The organism is Hymenobacter nivis (assembly GCF_003149515.1).
Taxonomy (GTDB): Bacteria; Bacteroidota; Bacteroidia; order Cytophagales; family Hymenobacteraceae; genus Hymenobacter; species Hymenobacter nivis.
Window position 1 is genome coordinate 194,121 of sequence record NZ_CP029145.1, and the last position, 22,742, is coordinate 216,862.

Below are 22,742 nucleotides of genomic sequence, written 5' to 3' on the forward strand. Positions count from 1 at the left end.
TAGTAAATTGAAAATTAGCGGTTTGGGTGTGGCGCGGGCTCGGCGAGTCTGCGCACTGGCTGTTCAACGCGCAGGCCCGCTGGGGCCGTGCGGCGGGCGGCAGCGCCGGGGCCCTGTTCCTGTTTTTTATGCTTGAGAAAATAATTGCCGCCAGCGTCCGCAACAAGCTGCTGGTGGCGCTCATGGTGCTGGCCCTCATTGCCTGGGGCGGGTTTTCGGCGGTGAACATCCCGCTCGATGCCATCCCCGACGTCACCAACAACCAGGTGCAGGTCATTACCCAGAGCGACGCGCTGGCCGCCCAGGAAGTCGAGCAGCTCATCACGGTGCCGCTGGAGTTGCAGCTGCGCACCGTGCCGGGCGTAACGGAAATTCGCTCCATTTCGCGTTTCGGGCTCTCGGTGATTACCGTCGTTTTTCCCGACGAAATGACCACCTACCAGACCCGGCAGCTGGTGGCCGAGAAGCTGAAAGCTGCCGAAGCCGACCTGGCCGCCGGAGCCGGTAAGCCCAGCATGGCGCCCATCACCACGGGCCTGGGCGAAATTTACCAGTACAGTATCCGGGTGCTGCCGGGCTACGAAAAGCAGTTTGACCTGGCCAAGCTGCGCGACGTGCAGGATTGGATTGTGAAGCGCCAGCTGGCCGGCACCACCGGCGTAGTGGACGTGAGCAGCTTCGGCGGCTACCTGCGCCAATACGAGGTAGCCGTGGACCCCGTGCGCCTGGCCTCCAACGGCGTGACGATGGCCGAGCTGTACGTGGCTCTGCAGGACAACAACGCCAACACCGGCGGCGCCTACATCGAGCGGGGCCCCAATGCCTACTTCATCCGGGGCGAGGGCCGGGTCAGCTCGCTCGACGACGTGGGCGCCACCGTCATCAAGCAGGCCGCCGCCGGGGCCCCGCTGCTAGTGCGCGACGTGGCCACCCTGCGCATGGGCCACGCCGTGCGCTACGGCGCCATGACGCGCAACGGCCGTGGCGAAACCGTGGGCGGTGTGGTGCTGATGCTGAAGGGTGCCAGCTCGGAGCAAACCATTAAAAACGTGAAGACGCGGGTGGCCGAGATCCAGAAAACGCTGCCCAAGGGCCTGGTCATCACCCCATTTCTCGACCGCACCAAGCTCATCGACAAAGCCATTGCCACCGTCGAGCACAACTTGATAGAAGGCGGCGTGATTGTGCTGGTGGTGCTGCTGCTGCTGCTCGGCAACTGGCGCGCCGGGGTGGTGGTGGCCACCATGATTCCGCTGTGCATGTTGTTTGCGCTGGGCATGATGAGCTTGTTCGGCGTGTCGGCCAACCTGATGAGTCTGGGGGCCCTGGACTTCGGCCTCATCGTGGACGGGGCCGTGATTATCGTGGAAGCCGTCATCTTCCACCTCGTGCACCAGCGCGAGCAAGCGGCCCACGAAACGATGGACGACATGACAGAGGTAGCCGCCACGCGCCTCATGTCGTCGGCCTTGTTCGGGCAGCTCATCATCCTCATCGTGTACTTCCCCATCCTCTCGCTCACCGGCATCGAGGGCAAGATGTTCCGGCCGATGGCCCTCACAGTGAGCTTCGCCATTATAGGGGCTATGCTGCTGTGCCTCACCTACGTACCGGCCGTTACGGCTTGGGCCTTGAAGAAGGATATCAAGGAAGAGGGCACGGTTTCGTACCGCATCATGAAGTTTTTGCACCGCGGCTACGACCCCGTTATCCGCTGGGCGCTGGGGGCCCGGTTTGTGGTGGTGGGCGTGGCGGTGCTGCTGCTGGTGGGAGCGGGCTTTATTTTCTCGCGCATGGGTGGCGAGTTCATTCCGCAGCTCGACGAGGGCGATATTGCCCTGAACGTGACGCTGGCCCCGGGCTCGTCGCTGAGCCAGACCATCGCCACCAACACCCACGTGCAGAAGATTCTGAAGGCCAAATTCCCGGAAATCGAGCAGATTGTGGGCAAGAGCGGCACCTCGGAAATCCCCACCGACCCGATGTCGCTCGAGGACAGCGACGAGATGGTCATCCTCAAAGACCACAGCCAGTGGACCTCGGCCAGCACCCGCGAGGAGCTGGCCAACAAGATGCAGGCTGCCCTGGCCGGCGTGCCCGGCGTGACGATGGAGTTCCAGCAGCCCATCCAGATGCGCTTCAACGAACTGATTTCGGGCGTGAAGTCGGACGTGAGCATCAAGATTTACGGCGATGACCTGGGCGTGCTCTACGACAAGGCCAACGAGGCCGCCGCACTTATTCGCTCACTGGCGGGCGTGGGCGACCTGAAGGTGGAGCAAATTGCGGCCCTGCCCCAGATGCGCGTGACCTACAACCGCCAGAAGCTGGCCCAGTACGGCGTGAAGGTGAGCGACTTGAATACGATTCTGCGCGCGTCCTTCGCCGGCAACGTGGCGGGCCAGGTGTACGAGGGCGAGCGGCGCTACGATTTGGTGATGCGCCTCGACAGCACCCACCGCCAGGGCCTGGCCAACCTGAAGGACCTGTACGTGGACACGCCCGGGGGCCAGAAAATCCCGCTCGACGAGTTGGCCACCGTGGCCTACCGCAACGCACCCATCCAGATTTCGCGCGATAACGCCCGCCGCCGCATCAACATCGGCATCAACGTGCGCGGCCGCGACGTGCAGAGCCTGGTGCAGGAAATCCAGGGTAAGCTCGGCCAAGGCCTCAAGCTGCCCCCCGGCTACACCATCACCTACGGTGGGCAATTCGAAAACCTGAACCACGCCATCGAGCGCCTGAAAGTGGCCGTGCCGGTGTCGCTGCTGCTCATTTTTCTGCTGCTGTATCTCTCGTTCCGCTCCGTGAAGCAGGCGTTGCTCATCTTCACGGGCGTGCCGCTGGCTACCATCGGCGGCATTGCGGCGCTGTGGCTGCGCGGGATGCCGTTCAGCATCTCGGCGGGTGTGGGCTTCATCGCCCTGTTTGGCGTGGCCGTGCTGAACGGCATCGTGCTGCTGGCCAGCCTCAACGAGCTGGCGGCCGAGGGCGTGGCCAGCGTGCGCGACCGGATTCTGCGCGCCACCGAGGAGCGGTTCCGGCCGGTTATCCTCACGGCCAGCGTGGCCTCGCTGGGCTTCCTGCCGATGGCGCTAAGCACCTCGGCCGGCGCCGAAGTGCAGAAGCCGCTGGCCACGGTGGTCATCGGGGGCCTCATTTCGGCTACTCTGCTCACCCTTGTGGTGCTGCCGGTACTCTACGGCCTTTTCACCAAAGACGGTGACCCCAACCCCCGCGACGCCGCTAAGGCCAAGGAAGATGCCAAGCACGCCGCCGAGAAAGGGGAGGAGCCCAACCAGGGCCCCGACGGCCAGCCGGGCCCCGACGGCCAAGGCACCAACCAGGACCCTGAGCCGGCCAAGAAGCCCGCGGTAGCCGTGGCCACCGCCCTGCTGCTGCTGGCGCTGCTGGGGGCCCTGGGCCTTCCGGCGCGGGCCCAGAACACGTTGGGTTCGACGGCTGGCCAGCCCCTGAACCTGGGCGGGGCCCTGCAAGCGGCCGGGGCCCAAAACCAGTCGCTGCAAACCGCCGGCCTGCAAATCCAGCAGCAGCGAGCCCTGGTGCGCACTGGCCTGGAGGCCCCGCGCACCATCGTCGATTTTCAGCTCGGCCAGATTTCGGGGCCCCTGAAAGACCACACGTTCAACGTCATCCAGCAGGTGGCTTTCCCCGGCGTGTACATCGCCCAGCGCAAGCTGCTGCAAGGCCAGAGCGTGACGGCCGAGCAGCAGGCCCGCCTAAGCCGGCGCGGCCTGGAGCAGGCCATCCGCAGCAGCTACTACGGCCTGCTGGTGGGCTACCGCCGGGTGGCCCTGCTGCGCCGCCAGGACAGCCTGTACCGCCGTGCTGCCCACGCCGCGCTCATTCGCTATAAAGTGGGCGAAACTAACCGCCTGGAGCAAGTGGCTGCCGAGGCCCGCGCCCGCGAGCTGGAAAACCGCCTGCTCACTGCCCTTTCCGACCTGGAGGTGCAGCGCGCGCAGCTAGGCCAGCTGCTGGGCAGCCCGGACCCGGCCGCCATCGACACCACCGACGCGCTGGTGGCCCCGCTCGCCGCCACCGACACGGCGGCCCTCTCGCCCGAGAGTAACCCCACGCTGGGCTTGCTGCGCCAGCAGGTAGCCGTCAGCCAGCAGCAAACGCGGGTGGATCAGCTGCGCCGCCTGCCCGACGTGCGGGCCGGCTACTTCCAGCAAACCATTCGGCCCGAGTACCAGGCCCTGAGCGTGGTGCAGCTGGGCCTGGCCATCCCGCTGATTGGCGGCGCCGGCCGGGCGCGGGTGGCCGCCGCCCGCCTGGGCGAGCAGGTGGCCGCGGGCCAGCTCAGCTACGCCACCAGCCAGCTCGGCACCCAGCTGCGGGGCCTGCGCTTACAGCTGCGGCGGGCCCGGGCCTCGCTCGACTACTACGAGCGCACGGCCCTGCCCCAGGCCCGGCTTATCCTGAGCACGGCCGAAAAAAGCTTCCGCGCCGGCGACATCGACTACGTAACCTACGTGGTGAACACCGACCCCGCCTGGCAAATCCAAACCAACTACCTCGACCAGGCCCAGCGCTACAACGAGCTGGTGGTGAGCGTGCAGGCCCTAACGGGCACGGACACTCCCGCGGCAAAATAATAATGTAGAACGGAGTGGCACTCCGGCTTTATTGAACGTCGTGCTCATCTGGCATCCGCGCAGCCGAAGCATCTCCACTGCTGTAGTGACCCAATCGTTGTTTGGATCTGGATTTAGTCAGCGGGAGAGATGCTTCAACTCCGCTGCGCTACGCAGACGCCAGATGAGCATGACGGTTTGCCCGGCCTGAATAGGGCCCCGGGGACCCTAGGCCGCCGTCCTTTATTTAAAATCTGATCACAACCAAAATGCCTTTTAACTTCAAACTTTACCCCGTGCTGGGGGCCCTGGCGCTGCTCACAGCCTGCGGCTCCAAGTCCGGCGACGCTGCCCAAAAAGGCGACGCTGCCAAGAAAGATGGCTCCGCGCCCGCCCAAGCTGCCGCGCCGGCTAACCCCAACCAAGTTAGCGTGAGCCCCGCCCAGGAAAAGGCCGCGGGCATCACCTTCGGCACCTTCGAGCGCCAGAACATGACCACCGAAGTGCAGGCCAACGGCTCGGTGGAGGTGCCGCCCCAGAACCGCGTGTCCATCACGGCCGTGATGGGCGGCTACGTGCAAACCGTGGCCGTGCTGCCCGGCGAGCACGTGCAGGCCGGCGCCACGGTGGCCACCCTGCGCTCGCCTGAGTACCTCACCATGCAGCAGAACTACCTGCAGAGCAAGGCCAAAGTGCGCTTCCTGGCCGAAGACCTGGAGCGCCAGCGCATCCTCGACGTGGAGGATGTGGGCGCTAAGCGCAAGCTGCAAATGGCCCGCGCCGACTACGCCACCGAGCAGGCCACGCTGCGCGCCACCGCCGCCCAGCTGCGGCTGTTGGGCATTTCGGTGGCCCGCCTCGACGCCACGGGCCAGATTGTGCAGAGCGTGCCGCTTATTTCGCCCATTGCCGGCTACGTGAAGGCCGTCAACATCAACCCCGGCCAGTACGTGGGGCCCCAGGACGTGCTGGTGGAGGTGCTGAACCGCGACGACCTGCACCTGGAGCTGAAAGTGTTCGAGAAGGACGTGGCTCAGGTGAAAGTGGGCCAGAAAATCCTGTTCAAAATGCAGAACGCCGGGCGCGATGAGGAGCTGACGGCCCGCGTATTTTTGGTGGGTAAGGCCTTCGACGACAACGCCCGCACCGTGCGCGTGCACGCCCACCTCGAACCCGAGCGCACCGACCTACTGCCCGGCCAGTTCGTAGCCGCTCGCATCCAAACGGCCGGGGCCCGGGTGCGCACCCTGCCCGAGGCCGCCCTGATCCAGGCCGGCGAGTTGAGCTACATTTTCCGCGCCGTGGGCCAGGACTCGGGCCGCACCGTGTTCCGCCGCGTGAAGGTGCACGCCGGCCTGCCCCAGCACGGCGACGTGGCCGTAACCGTACTCGACCCGCTGCCCGATACCACCCGGCTGGTGCGCAAAGGCGCGTATTTCCTCGACGCCGAACTGCGCAAAGGCGAAGAGTAGCCTGGACTCGCAGATTCCAAGCTACTTGTCCAGCCCGCGGCGGAGGAAACGGGCCCAGTTGGGGTCGTAGCCGCTGTTGCCGAATAGGTACAGCATGATGGCTCGGGAGTAGCGGAATACCAGCGGCGTGGCCGCCAGCGTGAGGGCGGCCACCACGGACACGTACACCCACGTGTCGGGGTCGCCGGCCAGGAAGTAGAGGGCGATGCCCACCGCGAAGAAAATGGCCACCGCGAAGGCGAAGCTGATATACATGGCCCCGAAGTAAAAGCCCGGCTCGGGCTCGTAGCTGAGGCCACATACGGGGCAGGCGGCGGGCATTTCGGTAAACTTGGTGAGGCTGGTGGCGGGGTGCAGAAAGAGTTCGCCCTCGTGGCAGCGCGGGCAGCGTAGGCCCAGCAGCGCCAGGGTAGAGGAGGTGGGCGCGGGTTCGGTTTCCATAAAAGGGCAGGGGGTGAAGGACCGTAAAAGTACGTCTGGGCGGACTGGGGTGGCCGCGTTCGGGGCGGGGGCGGTAGTTTTGGGCATGATGCCTTCCTCCCCACCCATCCGCACCGGCCTGTTGGCTTACGGCATGTCGGGCAAGCTGTTTCATGCGCCCTTCATTACCGCCCACCCTGGTTTCGGATTGTACGCCGTGGTGGAGCGCCACGGCGCCCGCATGGCCGCCGACTACCCCGGCATCCGCAGCTACCCCAGCGTGGCCGAACTCCTGGCCGACCCCGCCATCGAGCTGGTCGTTGTCAACACCCCCAGCGGCTTGCACGTCGAGCAGGCCCGCCAGGCCCTGCTGGCCGGCAAGCACGTGCTGCTGGAAAAGCCCGTGGCCGCCACCGCCGCCGAGTGGCAGGCACTGGGGGCCCTGGCCCAGCAGCAGGGCCGCCACCTGCTGGCCTACCAAAATCGCCGCTGGGATACCGACTTCGGCGCCGTGCGCTGCGTGGTGGAGAGCGGCCAGCTCGGTCAGCTCATCGAAGCCCACTTCCGCTACGACCGCTATAAGATGGCCCTGAACACCAAAGTCTTCAAGGAGGAGCCCGGCCCGGCGGTGGGCCTGGCCTATGACCTGGGGCCCCACCTCGTCGACCAGGCCGTGGCCTTGTTTGGGCGGCCGCTGGGCGTGCGCAAGGTGCAGGGCCACTTCCGGCCCGGCGGGCGGGTCGACGATTTTTTCAGTTTCCACCTGCGCTACCCCGCCGGCCTCAACGTGTGGCTGACGGCCAGCCTGCTGGTGGCCGCCCCCGGCCCGGCCTACGTGCTGCACGGCACCCGGGGCAGCTACCAAAAAGGCCGTACCGACCCCCAGGAAGCCCAACTGCTGGCCGGCCTGCGCCCCACCAACCCCGCCTATGGCCAGGAGCTGCCCGGCAGTGACGGCCACCTCACCCTCGCCGGCCCCGACGGGGCCCTCAGTACCCAGCACGATCCGGCCCCGTCGGGAAACTATTTGGGCCTGTTCGACGCTGTGGCCCAAACCATCCGCCACGGCCAGCCCTACCCGGTGCGCGCCGAGGAGGTGGCCTGGCAAATGGAAATCCTGGAACAACCGGCTGAGGCGTAGTGGCCGGCTGGTTTATTTTAGCAGCAACTCTCTAGGCGGTCATGCAAAGCGCAGCGAAGCATCTTTCCCGCGGCAGTAATCATGGGTTAGTGAGCGGTAGAGAGGCTTCGCTGCGCGCTGCATAACGTTTTTAGAACTTTATAGCTATACAATTATCAAACAGCTATTCTACCTGTTTTGCCTGCTGCTGGGGCCCTTAGGGGCCCGTGCGCAAGCCCCGGCCGACACGGTGCGCCGGCCCCGCATCGTGGCGCTCGACACGGTGGCGGTGGCCCCGCAGGCCGTGGACACGCAGGGCTGGCTGCTGCTCGACCCCGACATCCGGCAGGAGCTGGGCGGGGCGGTGGCCAACCTCTACAACTTTAAGTTCGACCGCGCCGAACGGCAGTTTCGGTCGCTGCGCCGGCGCTACCCGCGCCACCCCATGCCCTACTTTTTGCTGGGCCTGAACGTGTGGTGGAAAATGATGCCCAGCAACCTCACCGACACGAAGTACGACCGGCTGTTTCTGGCCTATATGGACACGGCCGTGGCCCAGGCCAGGCGCCGCTACGACGCCGATAGCAAGGACTATGAAGCGTGCTTTTTCCTGTCGGCGGCCTACGGGTTCGAGGCGCGGCTCTACGGTGAGCGCAGCTCCTACGCCAAGGCCACGCTGTGCAGCAAGCGGGCCCTCAACTACCTGGAGCGCAGCCGCGAAGCCAACGGCCTCAGCCCCGAGTTCCTGCTCGGCCAGGGCCTGTTCAACTACTACGCCGACGTCGTCGGCGAGGCCCATCCCTGGCTCAAGCCCATCCTGGTATTTTTCCCGAAAGGCAACCGCGTGCTGGGCCTCCAGCAGGTGCGCACTGTGGCCGCCGAGGGTTTCTACACCCGCACTGAGGCCGTGGTGCAACTCATTGACATGCTGGAAAGCACGCGCGAGAAGAACTCCGTCGGGGCCCTGAAAATCTGCGCGGGTCTGCTAGCCGAATTTCCCGATAATGCCTACGTGCAGCGCGAATACGCCAAGCTGTGCTTCGTGACGGGCAACGTGGGGGTAGGCGAGGCCGTGAGCCGCCAGCTGCTCGACAAAATCAACCAGGGCCTGCCCGGCTACGAGGCCACCAGCGGGCGCTACGCGGCCTACTACCTGGGCTACTACAACCAGTTTTATTACCACAACCTGGTAGCGGCCAAGGACTATTACCTGCGCTGCATCGTGTTTGCCGAAGTCAGCGGCCAGACCCAGCAGCGCTACTACGCCTACGCCAACGGCAACCTGGCCAAAATGGCCGTGCAGGAGCACGACGACGCGGCCGCCCGCCGCTACTACCAGGCCGTGCTCGACCACGCCGATAAAAGCCTGCCCCTGCGCGCCGAAGCCCAGCGCTACTTGAAGCCGCGCAAAAAATAGTGTTGGTAGGGCCCCAGGGGGCCCCGGGGGGCGTCCAAATATGCGAAAAGAGGGCGGTCATGCTGAGCGTAGTCGAGGTATCTTTACCGCTCACTAATCATTGATTACTTGCGTGGTAGAGATGATTTGACTACGCTCAGCATGACCAGATTAATAGTCAAGAACCTGCCTTAGGGCCCCCGGCCACTACTGCTGCGCCTATTGCAACAGCCGCCCGATGAGGCCCGTCCAGCCGGTTTGGTGGCTGACGCCTAGGCCCTTGCCGTAGTCGCCGTCGAAGTACTCGGGGAAGAGTAGGTAGTCCTTAAAGTGCGGGTCGGTTTGCAGCAGCTCGGATTGGGCGAAGGCCGGGCGGCGGCCGTCGGGGCCCCGCAACAGCAGCCCGGCGAGTCGTTTGGCCAGGGCGGCGGCTACCTGATGCAGGTTCAGCTCGTGGCCCGAGCCGGTGGGGTACTCGATGGTGAACGAATAGCCGTCGTGGAAGTTCAATCGCTGCAATAACTTGATGATTAAGTAGTTGACTGGTAAACAGATGGGGCCCCGCCAGTTGGAGTTGCCGCCGAACATGTCGGAGTCCGATTCGCCCGCCACGTAGGCCACTTCGAATGAGGCCTCGGGGGTGTGGTACTGGTAGGGCTCGGCAGGTGGGGGCGCGAGCGCGAGCGGATGCCGTGGTCGGCCAGGAATCCCTGCTCGTCAGGCATCCGTGTGAGTATGTGGCGCAGGCGGGTGCGGCGCAGCAGGCTGAGGCGATGGCGGATGGGTTGCCCGGGCTCCTGCCACTGGCCGACTACGGCGGCCAGGTGGGGGCGGTGGGCGAGCAGCCACGCCATCCGGGCCGCGAACTGCGGCATGGCCGCCAGCAGCTCATCGTCAATGACTTCCACGGCAAACAGCGGAATCAGGCCTACCATCGAGCGGATGCGCAGGCGGATGCGCGAGTCGTCGGGGGCGTACCGCGCTGAGCGGGGTTCACGGCTGCGTCGTCGCTCGCCACCATGTAGCGGTTGATGCCGTCTTTGTAGTACGCGTCGGTGGCTGGGTTGTAGGTAAGGCCCCCAGCGTGACCGCTGGCCCAAAAGCGCCGAACTTGCCGGTCCGTTCCCACCCCAACGATCCTTGCCCATGCGCAACTACTTGTACGCCTTCGGGCTCGCCCTGCTGGCGGGCGCAGCCCACGCCCAGGCCCCCGCGGCCGCTCCGGCCACTGCCCCTGCCGCCCGGGTGGCCCCGGCTCCCGCGCTGCCGCCGTCGCCTCGGCAGCTGTATCCCGGCCTGTTCGAGGCCGTGCAGCTCGGGCACGTGTACGCCGACGGCAAAACCTTTGTGGATGCGCTGCCCAAAGCGCCGGTGGCCGCCATCGTGGCCGCCTACGCGCAGCAGCGCCAGCAGCCTGGCTTCGACCTGAAGGCCTTCGCCAACACCTACTTTCAGCCCCCCGCGGCCGCCACCGACGCCTACCGCAGCGACGTGGCCGCCGGCCTGCGCGCCCACCTCGACACGCTGTGGACGGTGCTGCAACGTCGGCCCGACGCCGCGGTCGGGGCCCCCGGCTCGTCGCTGCTGCCGCTTCCGCACCCATACCTGGTGCCCGGTGGGCGCTTCCGCGAGGTGTACTACTGGGATTCGTATTTCACGATGCTGGGCCTCGTCGATGCCCACCGCGTGGGCCTGGTGCGCGACATGGTGGATAATTTTGCCTATCTCATCGGGCGCTACGGCTTCATTCCTAACGGTAACCGCACCTACTACCTCACCCGCTCGCAGCCGCCGTTCTTCGCCCAAATGGTGGAGTTACTGGCCACCGCCCAGGGCGACACCGTGCGCCGCCGCTACCAGGGGGCCCTGCTGGGCGAGTACGCCTACTGGATGGCCGGCGCCGGCGCCGTGCGCCCCGGCACCGCCGCCGGCCCCGTGGTATGCCTGCCCGGCGGGGCCCTGCTGAACCGCTACTGGGACGCCAGCACCGAACCCCGCGAGGAGTCGTACGCCGAGGACGTGGCCGCCGCTAAGCTGAGCCCGCAGGTGCCGGCCGTATTCTACCGCAACATCCGGGCGGCGGCCGCCTCGGGCTGGGATTTCAGCAGCCGCTGGTTTGGGCCCGATGGCACGCTGGGGTCCATCCAAACTACTGATTTGGTGGCCGTTGATTTGAACTGTCTACTCTACGGGCTGGAGCAAACCATTGCCCGCGGCTACCGCCAGCAGGGCAATGCCGCGCAGGCCGCCGCCTTCGAGCAGAAGGCCACCCGCCGCCGCCAGGCCCTGCTGCATTACTGCTGGGACCCCGCCACCGGCTGGTTCACCGACTACAACTGGCGCGCCGGGCGGCGCTCGGCCCACACCACGCTGGCGGGGGTGTATCCGCTGGCCCTGGGGCTGGCCACGCCTGCCCAGGCCAAACTGGTGGCGGCCGGCCTGGAGCGCGACTTCCTCAAGCCCGGTGGCCTCGTGACCACGCCCCTGCGCACCGGCCAGCAGTGGGACGCGCCCAACGCCTGGGCCCCCTTGCAGTGGCTGGCCATCAGTGGGTTGCGTAAGTATAACCAACCCGCGCTGGCCCGCACCGTGGCCCTGCGCTGGGCCGGCCTGAACGCGCGCGTATTCACTCAAACCGGTAAGCTGCTGGAGAAATACAACGTGCTGGACATGAACACCGCGGCTGGCGGCGGCGAATACCCGTTGCAAGATGGCTTCGGCTGGACCAACGGCACGCTGCTCTGGCTCCTGAACCGCTACCCCGAAGCAGGTAAGTCGCTGTAGGGCAAAATTATTTGTCAGTTGTTAGCCAAGTGTTTACGAACGAACCACCGTAAGCTTCATGTTGGGCCCCGCCCACGATGCCCGCCTTAAACATTGCCATCCTGCAAGCTGGCGTGGATTTTCAGCTGGTTGCCGAAGATTTTGATGAAGCCCTGGGCGTCGCGGGCATCCCAGGCGTCGTTGGTTTCGCCGTAGGTGGCGGCCTTCGACTGCATCAGGTCGTAGGGCGATACTACGCCCAGCAGGTCAAAGCGGTAGGGCTGCAAGCGCACCGACACCTTGCCCGATACGCGGGCCTGCGACGAGGCCAGGAAGGCCTCCATGTCGCGCATTACCGGGTCGAGGTACTGGGCCTCGTGCAGCAGCGTGCCGTACCAGTTGGCCAGGTTGTCTTTGTGCAGCAGCTGCCAGCGCGAGCAGGTGTGTTTTTCCAGCAAGTGGTGCGCCTTGATGAGCAGGAGCGCCGCCGGGGCCTCAAACCCCACGCGGCCCTTGATGCCCAGAATGGTGTCGCCCACGTGCGTGTCGCGGCCGATGGCGTAGCTGGCCCCCAGCGCGTTGAGGCGCTGAATAAGGGCTACGGGGTCCATCGTTTCGCCGTTTAGGGCCCTGGGCTCGCCCTGCTCGAAGGTAATTTCGATTTGCTGGGCTTCGGTGGCGGTGGGCTGCGAGGGGTAGGCGCTGTCGGGCAGGGGCAGGTGCGAGGTCAGGGTTTCGACGCCGCCCACGCTGGTGCCCCAAATGCCCACGTTGATGGAATACCTGGCCTTTTCCCAGCTCATTTCGAAGCCGTTCTCTTGCAAATATTTAATTTCTGCCTGGCGCGAGAGTTTCTTGTCGCGGATGGGGGCAATGATTTCCGTATCGGGGGCAATGACGGCGAAGGCCACATCGAAGCGCACCTGGTCGTTGCCGGCGCCGGTGCTGCCGTGCACGATGTAGTCGGCCTTGTGCTGGCGGGCGTATTCGGCAATGGCCAGCGACTGAAACATGCGCTCGGCACTGACGCTCAGCGGGTACGTATCGTTCTTCAGCACGTTGCCAAACAGCAGGTAGCGCAGGCAGTCGCGATAGAACCGCTGCGTTACGTCAATCACTTCGTGCTGCACGGAGCCCAGCTCGTAGGCGCGCTGCTCGATGGCCGCCAGTTCAGCGGGTGAGAAACCGCCGGAGTTGACGATGACGGTGTGAACTTCCAAGCCGAGTTCGCGGGAGAGGTACACGGCGCAGTACGACGTGTCGAGGCCGCCGCTGTAGGCTAATATGGCTTTTTTCTTCATTAGGAGGCTAGATGTATAGTCCCAGGATGAGGCAATATTACCCCGCGTTCTGGGGCCCCGGCCCGCGAAACGGCCCCGGGGCCCTAATTATTCGCGCAAACCTTACCGGTAAGGTTTCCAAAATTGTCAGACTTTAATTAAATTATTTCCGCGGTGCCTCCAAAATGAAAAAGACCCACCGAATAACGGCAGGTCTTCAAACCGCTGGCCACCGCTGACCCGGCGCTGGTTACTTCAGTAGCTCGTGCAGCACGGTTTGCATGGAAAACGTCCGGTTGCCAGCTTCTTGGATGATGAGCGAGCCGGGCGCGTCGAGCACGGCGTCGGCCACTTCCACGTTGCGGCGCACGGGCAGGCAGTGCAGGAATTTGGCGCTGTCGGTGAGGGCCATGTGGTTGGGGGTGAGCATCCAGGCGGGGTCGTTGCCCAGCACCTGGCCGTAGTCGAGGTAGCTGCTCCAGTTCTTGGCCTGCACATAGTCAGCGCCTTCCAAGGCCTTTTTTTGGTCGTACTCAATGCGGGCGCCTTTCGTAAATTTGGGGTCCAGCTCGTAGCCTTCGGGGTGGGTGATGATGAAATCGACCCATTCGATTTCCGAGAACCAGTCGCAGAACGAGTTGGGCACGCATTGGGGTAGGGCGCGCACGTGCGGGGCCCAGGTGAGCACCACTTTCACGCGCTCCTTCTGCTTGGTTTCGGCTACGGTGATGAGGTCGGCGAAGGATTGCAGGGGGTGCAGCGTGGCGCTTTCCAGGTTGATAACGGGCACGGTGGCGTACTGCAGAATCTTGTTGAAGACGACTTCGCCGTAGTCCTCGGTCTTGTCTTTGAGGGTGGGAAACGTGCGCACGCCCAGCACGTCGCAGTACTGGCTCATCACCGCGATGGCGTCCTTGATGTGCTCCTGGGTGCCGCCGTTCATCACCGCGCCGTCGGTCATTTCCAGGGTCCAGGAGTCGGCTCCGGCGTTCAGCACCCAGGCTTGGGCCCCCAGGTTATAAGCCGCCTTCAGGCTGCTGAGCCGGGTGCGTAGGCTGGGGTTGAAGAAGATGAGGCCGACGGTTTTGTTGCGCCCGATGTGCTGGTAGCCGTAGGGATTAGCCTTGATTTCCAGGGCTTGCCGCAACAGGGCTTTGTAGTCGCCCGCATCCTCGAAGGAGGTGAAGTTTTTCATTCAGAGTAGTGCCAAGTATTAGATTAAGAAGCTGTTTAAGTTAGTATTTTTGAATTAACTAACTGATTTTTAAATAAAAGATATTTTTTGCCTGCCCTTCAACCCAGCCGCTGGCCCTTGCTTGGCATAAAGTTGGCCCGTTAGCCGCAACGTTTACTGCGGAAGCACCTTATTGGTACACCAGCAGCCTTCTTTGAGTGCGACTAACTTACTGATGTTACGCACTGATTGCGCCTACGCTTCAGAAAGGGACTCCAGCTGCTTCAGCAAATGCCCTTCCTACGCAATCCGTCAAAGTGGTGCGTAACATCACTAACTTAAACAGCTTCTAGTACTTGTAACTTGGATTGTTAGCTTCATTATGGGAATCACTGGGTAAAACCCTTGTTCTAGCGTGAGGATTTTCTGGATTCTTCCTCACCGCTAGCGCCCCGCCTTATACTTCTCCACCGCCGCCAAAAAGTCATCAAACAGAAACTTCGTATCCTCCGGTCCGCCAGCGGCTTCGGGGTGAAACTGGGTGGAGAAGAACGGCTTGGACGTGTACTTGATGCCTTCGCAGGTGCCGTCGTTCAGGTTCTCGAACAGCATCTGCCACTCGGCGGGTAGCGTTGCGTTATCCACCGCGAAGCCGTGGTTCTGGCTGGTGATTAGCAGCGCTGGGTGCCGGTGAGCTTCACGGGCTGGTTGTGGCTGCGGTGGCCGTATTTGAGCTTGAACGTATCGCCGCCCGCCGCCAGGCCCATTAGCTAGCTGCCCAGGCAGATGCCGAAAATGGGCTTGTCCTGGGCCAGGGCCTTTTGGAGGTGCCGGATGGTGGCTTCGCACATTTTGGGGTCGCCGGGGCCGTTGCTCAGGAACAGGCCGTCGTAGGCCAGGGTCGTGAAATCGTAGTCCCAGGGCACACGAATCAGCTCCACGTCGCGCTCCAGGAAGCAGCGGATGATGTTGGTTTTGGTGCCGCAGTCCACGAGCACGATTTTGTGCTGGCCGCTGCCGTAGTGCCGGATGCCGGCCGGGCTCACCTGCGCCACCAAGTTGTCGAGGTTGGGGTCGTGGAAGGGCACGTCGTCCTCGGCCACGATTTTGCCCAGCATCGCGCCTTTCTCGCGCAGCTTCTTGGTGAGCATCCGGGTATCGACGCCGCAGATGCCGGGGATGTTGTACTCCTTCAGCCAGTCACCGAGGCTTTTGGCGGCGTTCCAGTGGCTGTGCTCCTCGGAATAGTAGTTGACAATCAGCCCGGTAATATGGATTTTGTCGGACTCGAAAATGGTCGAAATCGACTCGTAAAGCGCTTCCCCGCGCATGCCGTAGTTGCCCACCATGGGGGTGGTGAGCACCAGAATCTGGCCGGCGAAGGATGGGTCGGTGAGGTCTTCGGGGTAGCCGGTCATGGCCGTGCTGAACACGACCTCGCCGGCGGCGGAGGCCCCGAAGGATTCGCCGGAGATGGAGATGCCGTCTTTGACGATGAGTTTTACTGTTTGGGTCATTGTGCTGGCGGTGCGCCTCACCCCCCGGCCCCCTCTTCGAAAAGGAGAGGGGGAGCCATGACGACGCGGTTACGAAAAGCTAGGGCTAAAAACTAAGACTAAAGACCAGAAGCTGGGCCCCCTCTCCTTTTTGCTTTTTGGAGAGGGGGCTAGGGGGTGAGGCGTACCGCGCTAGGCCGTAACCGCCGGTACTAACGCGTACAGCGCCTCCAAAAATCGGTCAACTTCGGCCTTCGTGATATTGAGCGGTGGCAGCAGCCGCAGCACCGTGGGGTCCGAAGCGTTGCCCACGAAAATATGGAACTTTGATAGCAGCTTGTCGCGAATTTCCTTGATGGGGAAGTCGTACTTGATGCCCACCATCAGGCCGCGGCCACGGATTTCCAGGGCCCCGGCGTGGGCCAGTAGCTCCGTGCGGAGATGGTCGCCCATTTCGGTGGTGTGAGCCAGCAGGTCTTCGTCTTCAATGACTTCGAGTACGGCCAGGGCGGCGGCACAGGCCAGGTGGTTGCCGCCAAAGGTGGTGCCCAGTAGGCCATAGGACGCTTTCAGGGTGGGCGAAATCAGGATGCCGCCGATGGGGAAACCGTTGCCCATACCCTTGGCCACGGAAATAATATCGGGGCGGATGCCGGCGTGCTGGTGCGCGAAAAACTTGCCGCTGCGGCCGTAGCCACTCTGCACTTCGTCGGCAATTAAGATGACGTTGTGGGTCCCGCACAGCAGCGACAGGCCTAGCAAGAAATTATCGGAGGGCATGATAATGCCGCCCACGCCTTGAATAGGCTCCACGATAACGGCGCAGGCGTCGCCGCCGCGCAGCACTTCGGCCACGGCTTTCAGGTCATAATCGACAAAGGAAATAATGTGGCCCGCGTTGAAGGGCGCTACTATTTTGGGGTTGTCCGTAGCCGCCACAGTACCAGAGGTGCGGCCATGAAATGCGCCTTTAAAGGCTATTACCCGCTTTTTGCCGGTGTGGAACGAAGCCAGCTTCAGTGCATTCTCGTTGGCCTCGGCCCCGGAGTTGCATAGAAACAGCGAGTAATCCGGATAGTCCGATACGCGGCCCAGCTTCCCGGCCAGCTCGCGTTGAATCGGAATCTGTACCGAGTTGGAGTAGAAACCGATGTTTTGCAGCTGCTCCGTCAGGCGCTGCACGTAGTGCGGGTGGCTGTGGCCGATGGAAATCACAGCGTGGCCGCCGTAGAAATCCAGGTACTCCTGGCCCTTGTCGTCCCAGAGTTTCGCGCCGAGTGCGCGCACGGGCGTGATGTTGACGAGGGGGTAAACGTTGAAGAGCTCCATGTGAAATAGAGGTTAGATGTTAGAGCTTAGAACCCAGAAAAAGAACGTCATGCTGAGCTTATCGAAGCATCTTGTCAAAGTATATCTTGGGTGTCAAGTGCAGCATGAGAAGGCTCACTTAACTGGTTGCTACATATGCGAAGCCAGCACCCAAAAGACCAAGGACAAACAAGATTATCCCTAGCCACATTTTCGCATAGCCAATATCCTTTTTCTGTATGTCGTCCTGTTTACTAGCCAGTTTAAATCCGTTTCGTGTGAAGTAAAGTCCAATGATGCTGTAGAGGGTAGAATTGTAAGGAAAGCGAGAGGTGTAAAGAGGTCCCACATAAACCCGAACAGCAGAAACCCAAGCGGTGTCAAGTAATTATAAGTAGCTGTTTTGTAATATTTTATAATATCCGCTCTGGTATTTCCTGCTTGTGCTGTTGGTCCCATGTTGACAAAAAGTAAGTTATCGATAAATGATAATCCACTATGTAACGAAGCGGGAGAGATGCTTCGACTTCGTTCAGCATGACATTCTATTAGTTCAAAAAAACGAAGCCTTACTCATCAACCCCATCGTTTCCGGCAACCCAAATAGTAAATTCATATTCTGCACTGCCTGGCCCGATGCGCCTTTTACCAGATTATCAATTACTGAGGTAATTAATAATTGCTTGCCCTGTTTCTGCACGTGCAGCAGGCATTTGTTGGTATTCACTACCTGCTTCAAATGAATTTCCTTGTCCGAAACCGTGGTGAACGGCGCGTCGGCGTAGAAATTCTGGTACAGCTCCCGCGCCTCGTCCTGCGTCAAATCCGAGGGCGTATAAACGCTGGCGAAAATGCCCCGCGCGAAATTGCCGCGGTAGGGGATGAAGTGAATTTCCGCCGCGATTTGCGGCTGCAGCTGCGCCAGACTCTCGCCGATTTCGCCGAGGTGCTGGTGCGTGAAGGGTTTGTAGATGGACACGTTGTTGGTGCGCCACGAGAAATGCACCGTTTTCGATAGACTCTGGCCTGCACCGGTCGAGCCGGTGATGGCCGACACGTGGATGTCGTCGGTTAGGGCCCCGGCAGCGGCCAGCGGCAGCAGCGCCAGCTGAATGGCTGTGGCAAAACAGCCGGGATTGGCGATGCTGGTAGCGCCTTTGATTTTCGCTCGATTAACCTCCGGTAAGCCGTATACGAAGCGGCGGCCTGCCACGTCGCGGTCGGCAGCTAGGCGGAAATCGTTGCTTAAGTCGATGACGCGGGTGGTGGCGAGCAGTGGGTTTTTCTCCAAAAACGCCCGCGAGTTACCGTGGCCCAGGCAGAGGAATACCACGTCTTCCGCGCCCGACAGTTCACTGGCAAATACCAAATCAGTATCGCCCAGCAAATCATCGTGCACTTGGGCCACGGGGGCCCCGGCGTTGGAGCTGCTGACTACGGCCGCAATTTCTACGTTGGGATGCGGGAGCAGAATGCGTAGCAATTCGCCGGCTGTGTAGCCGGCCCCGCCCACGATGCCCGTCTTAAACATTGCCATCCTGCAAGCTGGCGTGGATTTTCAGCTGGTTGCCGAAGATTTTGATGAAGCCCTGGGCGTCGCGGGCATCCCAGGCGTCGTTGGTTTCGCCGTAGGTGGCGGCCTTCGACTGCATCAGGTCGTAGGGCGATACTACGCCCAGCAGGTCAAAGCGGTAGGGCTGCAAGCGCACCGACACCTTGCCCGATACGCGGGCCTGCGACGAGGCCAGGAAGGCCTCCATGTCGCGCATTACCGGGTCGAGGTACTGGGCCTCGTGCAGCAGCGTGCCGTACCAGTTGGCCAGGTTGTCTTTGTGCAGCAGCTGCCAGCGCGAGCAGGTGTGTTTTTCCAGCAAGTGGTGCGCCTTGATGAGCAGGAGCGCCGCCGGGGCCTCAAACCCCACGCGGCCCTTGATGCCCAGAATGGTGTCGCCCACGTGCGTGTCGCGGCCGATGGCGTAGCTGGCCCCCAGCGCGTTGAGGCGCTGAATAAGGGCTACGGGGTCCATCGTTTCGCCGTTTAGGGCCCTGGGCTCGCCCCGCTCGAAGGTAATTTCAATTTGCTGGGCTTCGGTGGCGGTGGGCTGCGAGGGGTAGGCGCTGTCGGGCAGGGGCAGGTGCGAGGTCAGGGTTTCGACGCCGCCCACGCTGGTGCCCCAAATGCCCACGTTGATGGAATACCTGGCCTTTTCCCAGCTCATTTCGAAGCCGTTCTCTTGCAAATATTTAATTTCTGCCTGGCGCGAGAGTTTCTTGTCGCGGATGGGGGCAATGATTTCCGTGTCGGGGGCAATGACGGCGAAGGCCACGTCGAAGCGCACCTGGTCGTTGCCGGCGCCGGTGCTGCCGTGCACGATGTAGTCGGCCTTGTGCTGGCGGGCATACTCGGCAATGGCCAGCGACTGAAACATGCGCTCGGCACTGACGCTCAGCGGGTACGTATCGTTCTTCAGCACGTTGCCAAACAGCAGGTAGCGCAGGCAGTCGTGGTAGAACCGCTGCGTCACGTCAATCACTTCGTGCTGCACGGAGCCCAGCTCGTAGGCGCGCTGCTCGATGGCCGCCAGTTCAGCGGGTGAGAAACCGCCGGAGTTGACGATGACGGTGTGAACTTCCAAGCCGAGTTCGCGGGAGAGGTACACGGCGCAGTACGACGTGTCGAGGCCGCCGCTGTAGGCTAATATGGCTTTTTTCTTCATGATGCAGAATCGAATGCGGAGTCGGGAGAAGCGGGCTGCGGCGCGGTGGCGGCGTTAAAATCGGGTATTTGCACTTGCAAGATCTTGTCGGCCGCATCGTAGAGCATGCCCGTGCAGAGACACATCTTGCGGTCGTTGTCCATCAGGATGCCGTAGTTCTTGCAGCTTTTGCAGCCTTTCCAGAAATCCTCGCTGGCGGTCAGTTCGGAGAACGTTACCGGCTCGTATCCCAAATCGGTGTTAATCTTCATTACGGCCAGGCTGGTCGTAATGCCGAAAATTTTGGCCTGCGGGTATTTCGAGCGCGATAGATTGAACACGCCTTGCTTGATGGCACGGCCCACGCCGTGCTTGCGGATTTCGGTGTTCACCACCAGGCCCGAGTTCACGACGAAGGTCTTGTCGTCAAACGTTTCGATGTAGCAAAAACCGGCCAGCTTGCCGTCGACGAAAGCAATGATGCCGTCGCCGCTGGCCATTTTTTGGGCCACGTAAGCCGGCTCGCGCTTGGCAATGCCGGTGCCACGCTGTTTGGCTGACTCGATGTACCACCGGCACAGCTCGTCTGCGTAAAGGGCATCTGCTGCCGTTGCAACCCGAATATTCATTTGTGAACTGAGGAAAAACTTAAGGAGAGATGCACGGCTTCCCTGGCAAGCGCAGGGGGCGCTTGGTGGGGTTGGGAAGGCCCAAAATCCATCGGTAAGCAACGCGGGGCCGGGCCCGGCGCAAGGGAGAGGTGGCCCCGGGGGCGCACCAAGCGGCTGTCGCAGCCGCTAGAGTCGTCGCTCCCACGAAGTCCGAATGCACACCATTGAGCCCATGGCCAGACCGGCGACGGCAAACAACGTTTTGGTGTGGAAGGATGCAATCATGGCAGAAGTAGCGAATCGGCGGTTGAACGAGCTACGGAAGCGAAGCGTTCAATTCTGTGGCAAAAGTAAAACCCGCTACTTTTACCTGCAACCTTTCCGGGTAAGTTTTTCAAAAAGTTGATTTTAGCGGGCAAGAAATAGCTCAGCATTCGTCCGCGGGTATGGTACTGCTGGATAGCAGTAGGATTTCAAATTAATTAGGCTCGCTATCAAAGAAAACGCTGAATGCTTTGGTGCATCTCGGCGATTGGACCAAGTAACCAGGTGAAAGAGGGATGAAAAAATTAAGAATAATTAAAATCGGCGGTGGCATAATCGACGACGAGCTGAGCTTGCACCAGTTTCTGCAATTATTTGCCCGAATCGATGGACTAAAAATACTGGTGCACGGCGGAGGTAAGGGGGCCAGTGAAATGCTGCGGTCTTTAGGCATCGCGCCGCAGCTAGTCAACGGCCGCCGCATCACCGACGCCGCCACCCTCGACGTGGTGACCATGTTTTACGCTGGCAAAACCAACAAAGCTATTGTCGCTGGCTTGCAGCAAAACCGCGTCAATGCCCTGGGCCTCAGTGGAGCCGATGGCAACGTAATTCGGGCGGTGAAGCGGCCGGTGCGCGAAGTTGACTACGGCTTCGTGGGCGACCTTCGTCCCGCCAGCGTCGATGGGGCGCTGCTAGGGGCCCTGCTCGGGCTGGGCCTCACCCCGGTAATTTGCGCCATTACGCACGACGGCCACGGCCAATTATTAAATACGAACGCCGATACCATCGCCGCCACGGTAGCCGTGGCATTGAGTAGTCAGTTTACAGTCGAGCTGCATTACTGTTTTGAAAAGAACGGTGTACTGCTTGATGTAAACGACGATGATTCGGTTATTGCTAGAATTAATCTAACCAGTTACGTGGAGTTAAAAGAGGCCGGAATTATTACTGAGGGAATGATTCCGAAACTAGATAATTCGTTCGACGCGCTGAGCCAAGGCGTTAACAAAGTAATTATTGGCCATGCGCTAAAAATTAATGAGCCACTCAAAACTGTGCTATGCCTGAATTAGCTGCGCTTACGCAAGCGGCCGTGGCGCTGCTGGAGCAATTAATCGGTACCCCGTCGATTTCCCGGGAAGAAAACGGTACGGCAGATTTATTATTCGATTTTCTGGCCGCGCACGGGGCTCCGCCGCAGCGCCGGGGCAACAACGTGTGGGCCGTGGCCCCGGGCTACGCGCCCGACCGGCCCACGGTGATCCTTAGCTCGCACCACGACACTGTGAAACCTGGCGCAGCTTGGACGTATCCACCGTTTACTGCCACCTGGGAAGGCGATAAATTAATTGGCCTGGGCAGCAACGATGCGGGCGCATCAGCGGTAAGTTTATTAGCGACGTTTTTATATTTAAAAGACCGGCCGCGGGCTTACAATTTAATTTGCGCCATTACAGCCGAAGAGGAGATTTCGGGCGCTAATGGTATTGCCAAACTATTACCGGAGTTGGGGCCCATTGCCCTCGGAATCGTGGGCGAGCCCACGCAAATGCAGCTTGCAATTGCTGAAAAAGGCTTGCTGGTGCTCGACTGTTTGGCTCGTGGCAAAACCGGCCATGCGGCTCGCGATGAAGGCGAAAATGCCCTTTATAAAGCCCTGAACGATATTAACTGGCTGCGGAACAATCAACTGCCACGCGTGTCGCCCTTGCTGGGGCCCGTAAAGACCACGGCTACCCAAATTAGCGCTGGGTTGCAGCATAACGTGGTGCCCGACGAGTGCCGCTTCGTAGTGGACGTGCGTACTAACGAACTGTATTCTAACGCCGAAGTGGTGGAAATGCTGCAACAAAACCTGCAGTCAGAAATCACGCCCCGTTCGCTGCGCCTGAATTCGTCGCGCATTGCGGTCGACCACCCAATTGTACAGCGCGGCCAAGCCCTGGGCAAAGAAACGTACGGCTCGCCCACGCTTTCCGACCAGGCCCTGATGCCGTTTGCGACAGTAAAAATCGGCCCCGGCGATAGTGCGCGTTCGCACACGCCGGACGAATTTATTTTGCGCAGCGAAATAATTAGCGGCGTGCGCGATTACGTGGCGCTGCTGACAGATTTAGTGATTTAATTAATTGTAA

18 protein-coding genes are annotated in these 22,742 nt (G+C 61.7%); 8 read left to right on the plus strand and 10 right to left on the minus strand.

The window, feature by feature from the left end; translation table 11 throughout:
* Window positions 1–26 precede the first annotated feature (26 nt).
* Together DDQ68_RS00835 and DDQ68_RS00840 are read left to right on the plus strand one after the other, a co-directional pair.
* Complete coding sequence (locus DDQ68_RS00835) at window positions 27–4,625, plus strand: CusA/CzcA family heavy metal efflux RND transporter (RefSeq protein WP_109652043.1); 4,599 nt, start codon at window positions 27–29, stop codon at window positions 4,623–4,625.
* A gap of 248 nt (window positions 4,626–4,873) precedes the next feature.
* Window positions 4,874–6,076, plus strand: a complete 1,203-nt coding sequence (locus DDQ68_RS00840) for an efflux RND transporter periplasmic adaptor subunit (RefSeq protein WP_109652046.1) — start codon at window positions 4,874–4,876, stop codon at window positions 6,074–6,076.
* 21 nt (window positions 6,077–6,097) lie between these two features.
* Here DDQ68_RS00840 and DDQ68_RS00845 read toward each other — a convergent pair whose 3' ends face one another.
* Window positions 6,098–6,517, minus strand: coding sequence for a DUF983 domain-containing protein (locus DDQ68_RS00845; RefSeq protein WP_245897225.1), 420 nt, complete (start codon window positions 6,515–6,517; stop codon window positions 6,098–6,100).
* 85 nt (window positions 6,518–6,602) lie between these two features.
* Here DDQ68_RS00845 and DDQ68_RS00850 point away from each other — a divergent pair, with 85 nt between their 5' ends.
* Both DDQ68_RS00850 and DDQ68_RS00855 read left to right on the plus strand, forming a co-directional pair.
* Window positions 6,603–7,637 (plus strand): Gfo/Idh/MocA family oxidoreductase, encoded by a 1,035-nt coding sequence (locus DDQ68_RS00850; RefSeq protein WP_245897227.1) that lies wholly within the window; start codon window positions 6,603–6,605, stop codon window positions 7,635–7,637.
* 229 nt (window positions 7,638–7,866) lie between these two features.
* Window positions 7,867–9,033: a tol-pal system protein YbgF gene (locus tag DDQ68_RS00855; protein WP_245897228.1), complete on the plus strand. Its 1,167-nt coding sequence runs from the start codon at window positions 7,867–7,869 to the stop codon at window positions 9,031–9,033.
* Window positions 9,034–9,231: 198 nt separating this feature from the next.
* Here the strand turns inward: DDQ68_RS00855 and DDQ68_RS00860 are convergent, their stop codons facing one another.
* A complete protein-coding gene (locus DDQ68_RS00860; protein WP_109652051.1) occupies window positions 9,232–9,633 on the minus strand; it encodes a hypothetical protein in 402 nt (133 codons plus the stop codon).
* Between the two features lie 71 nt (window positions 9,634–9,704).
* On the opposite strand from DDQ68_RS00860, the gene DDQ68_RS00865 reads away from it, so the two are divergent.
* Complete coding sequence (locus tag DDQ68_RS00865) at window positions 9,705–9,998, plus strand: hypothetical protein (protein WP_162549686.1); 294 nt, start codon at window positions 9,705–9,707, stop codon at window positions 9,996–9,998.
* Window positions 9,999–10,158: 160 nt separating this feature from the next.
* The gene (treF, locus tag DDQ68_RS00870; RefSeq protein ID WP_109652057.1) at window positions 10,159–11,796 is read left to right on the plus strand and encodes an alpha,alpha-trehalase TreF; all 1,638 of its coding nucleotides are present in this window, start codon (window positions 10,159–10,161) and stop codon (window positions 11,794–11,796) included.
* A gap of 86 nt (window positions 11,797–11,882) precedes the next feature.
* Here treF and DDQ68_RS00875 read toward each other — a convergent pair whose 3' ends face one another.
* From DDQ68_RS00875 to DDQ68_RS00905, 8 genes are all read right to left on the minus strand, one after another.
* The gene (locus DDQ68_RS00875; RefSeq protein ID WP_109652060.1) at window positions 11,883–13,076 is read right to left on the minus strand and encodes an argininosuccinate synthase; all 1,194 of its coding nucleotides are present in this window, start codon (window positions 13,074–13,076) and stop codon (window positions 11,883–11,885) included.
* A gap of 229 nt (window positions 13,077–13,305) precedes the next feature.
* The gene (locus tag DDQ68_RS00880) at window positions 13,306–14,250 is read right to left on the minus strand and encodes a Rossmann-fold NAD(P)-binding domain-containing protein (RefSeq protein WP_109652063.1); all 945 of its coding nucleotides are present in this window, start codon (window positions 14,248–14,250) and stop codon (window positions 13,306–13,308) included.
* Between the two features lie 423 nt (window positions 14,251–14,673).
* Window positions 14,674–14,874: a glutamine amidotransferase-related protein gene (locus tag DDQ68_RS24160; RefSeq protein ID WP_281271059.1), complete on the minus strand. Its 201-nt coding sequence runs from the start codon at window positions 14,872–14,874 to the stop codon at window positions 14,674–14,676.
* A gap of 125 nt (window positions 14,875–14,999) precedes the next feature.
* Window positions 15,000–15,746, minus strand: a complete 747-nt coding sequence (locus DDQ68_RS00885; protein WP_211320209.1) for a carbamoyl phosphate synthase small subunit — start codon at window positions 15,744–15,746, stop codon at window positions 15,000–15,002.
* A gap of 171 nt (window positions 15,747–15,917) precedes the next feature.
* The gene (locus DDQ68_RS00890; RefSeq protein WP_109652066.1) at window positions 15,918–17,054 is read right to left on the minus strand and encodes an aspartate aminotransferase family protein; all 1,137 of its coding nucleotides are present in this window, start codon (window positions 17,052–17,054) and stop codon (window positions 15,918–15,920) included.
* 532 nt (window positions 17,055–17,586) lie between these two features.
* Window positions 17,587–18,570 carry an N-acetyl-gamma-glutamyl-phosphate reductase gene (argC, locus tag DDQ68_RS00895; protein WP_438830715.1) on the minus strand — a complete coding sequence of 328 codons (984 nt, stop codon included), beginning with the start codon at window positions 18,568–18,570 and terminating at the stop codon, window positions 17,587–17,589.
* Entirely contained in the window at window positions 18,557–19,750 is a 1,194-nt protein-coding gene (locus tag DDQ68_RS00900) for an argininosuccinate synthase (protein ID WP_109652073.1), read from the minus strand. The genes argC and DDQ68_RS00900 overlap by 14 nt, the downstream gene beginning before the upstream one ends.
* Window positions 19,747–20,358, minus strand: a complete 612-nt coding sequence (locus DDQ68_RS00905) for a GNAT family N-acetyltransferase (RefSeq protein ID WP_211320210.1) — start codon at window positions 20,356–20,358, stop codon at window positions 19,747–19,749. The genes DDQ68_RS00900 and DDQ68_RS00905 overlap by 4 nt, the downstream gene beginning before the upstream one ends.
* A gap of 542 nt (window positions 20,359–20,900) precedes the next feature.
* Here DDQ68_RS00905 and argB point away from each other — a divergent pair.
* Window positions 20,901–21,680, plus strand: coding sequence for an acetylglutamate kinase (argB, locus tag DDQ68_RS00910; protein WP_109652076.1), 780 nt, complete (start codon window positions 20,901–20,903; stop codon window positions 21,678–21,680).
* Window positions 21,668–22,732: a M20 family metallo-hydrolase gene (locus DDQ68_RS00915; protein ID WP_109652079.1), complete on the plus strand. Its 1,065-nt coding sequence runs from the start codon at window positions 21,668–21,670 to the stop codon at window positions 22,730–22,732. The genes argB and DDQ68_RS00915 overlap by 13 nt, the downstream gene beginning before the upstream one ends.
* Window positions 22,733–22,742 lie beyond the last annotated feature (10 nt).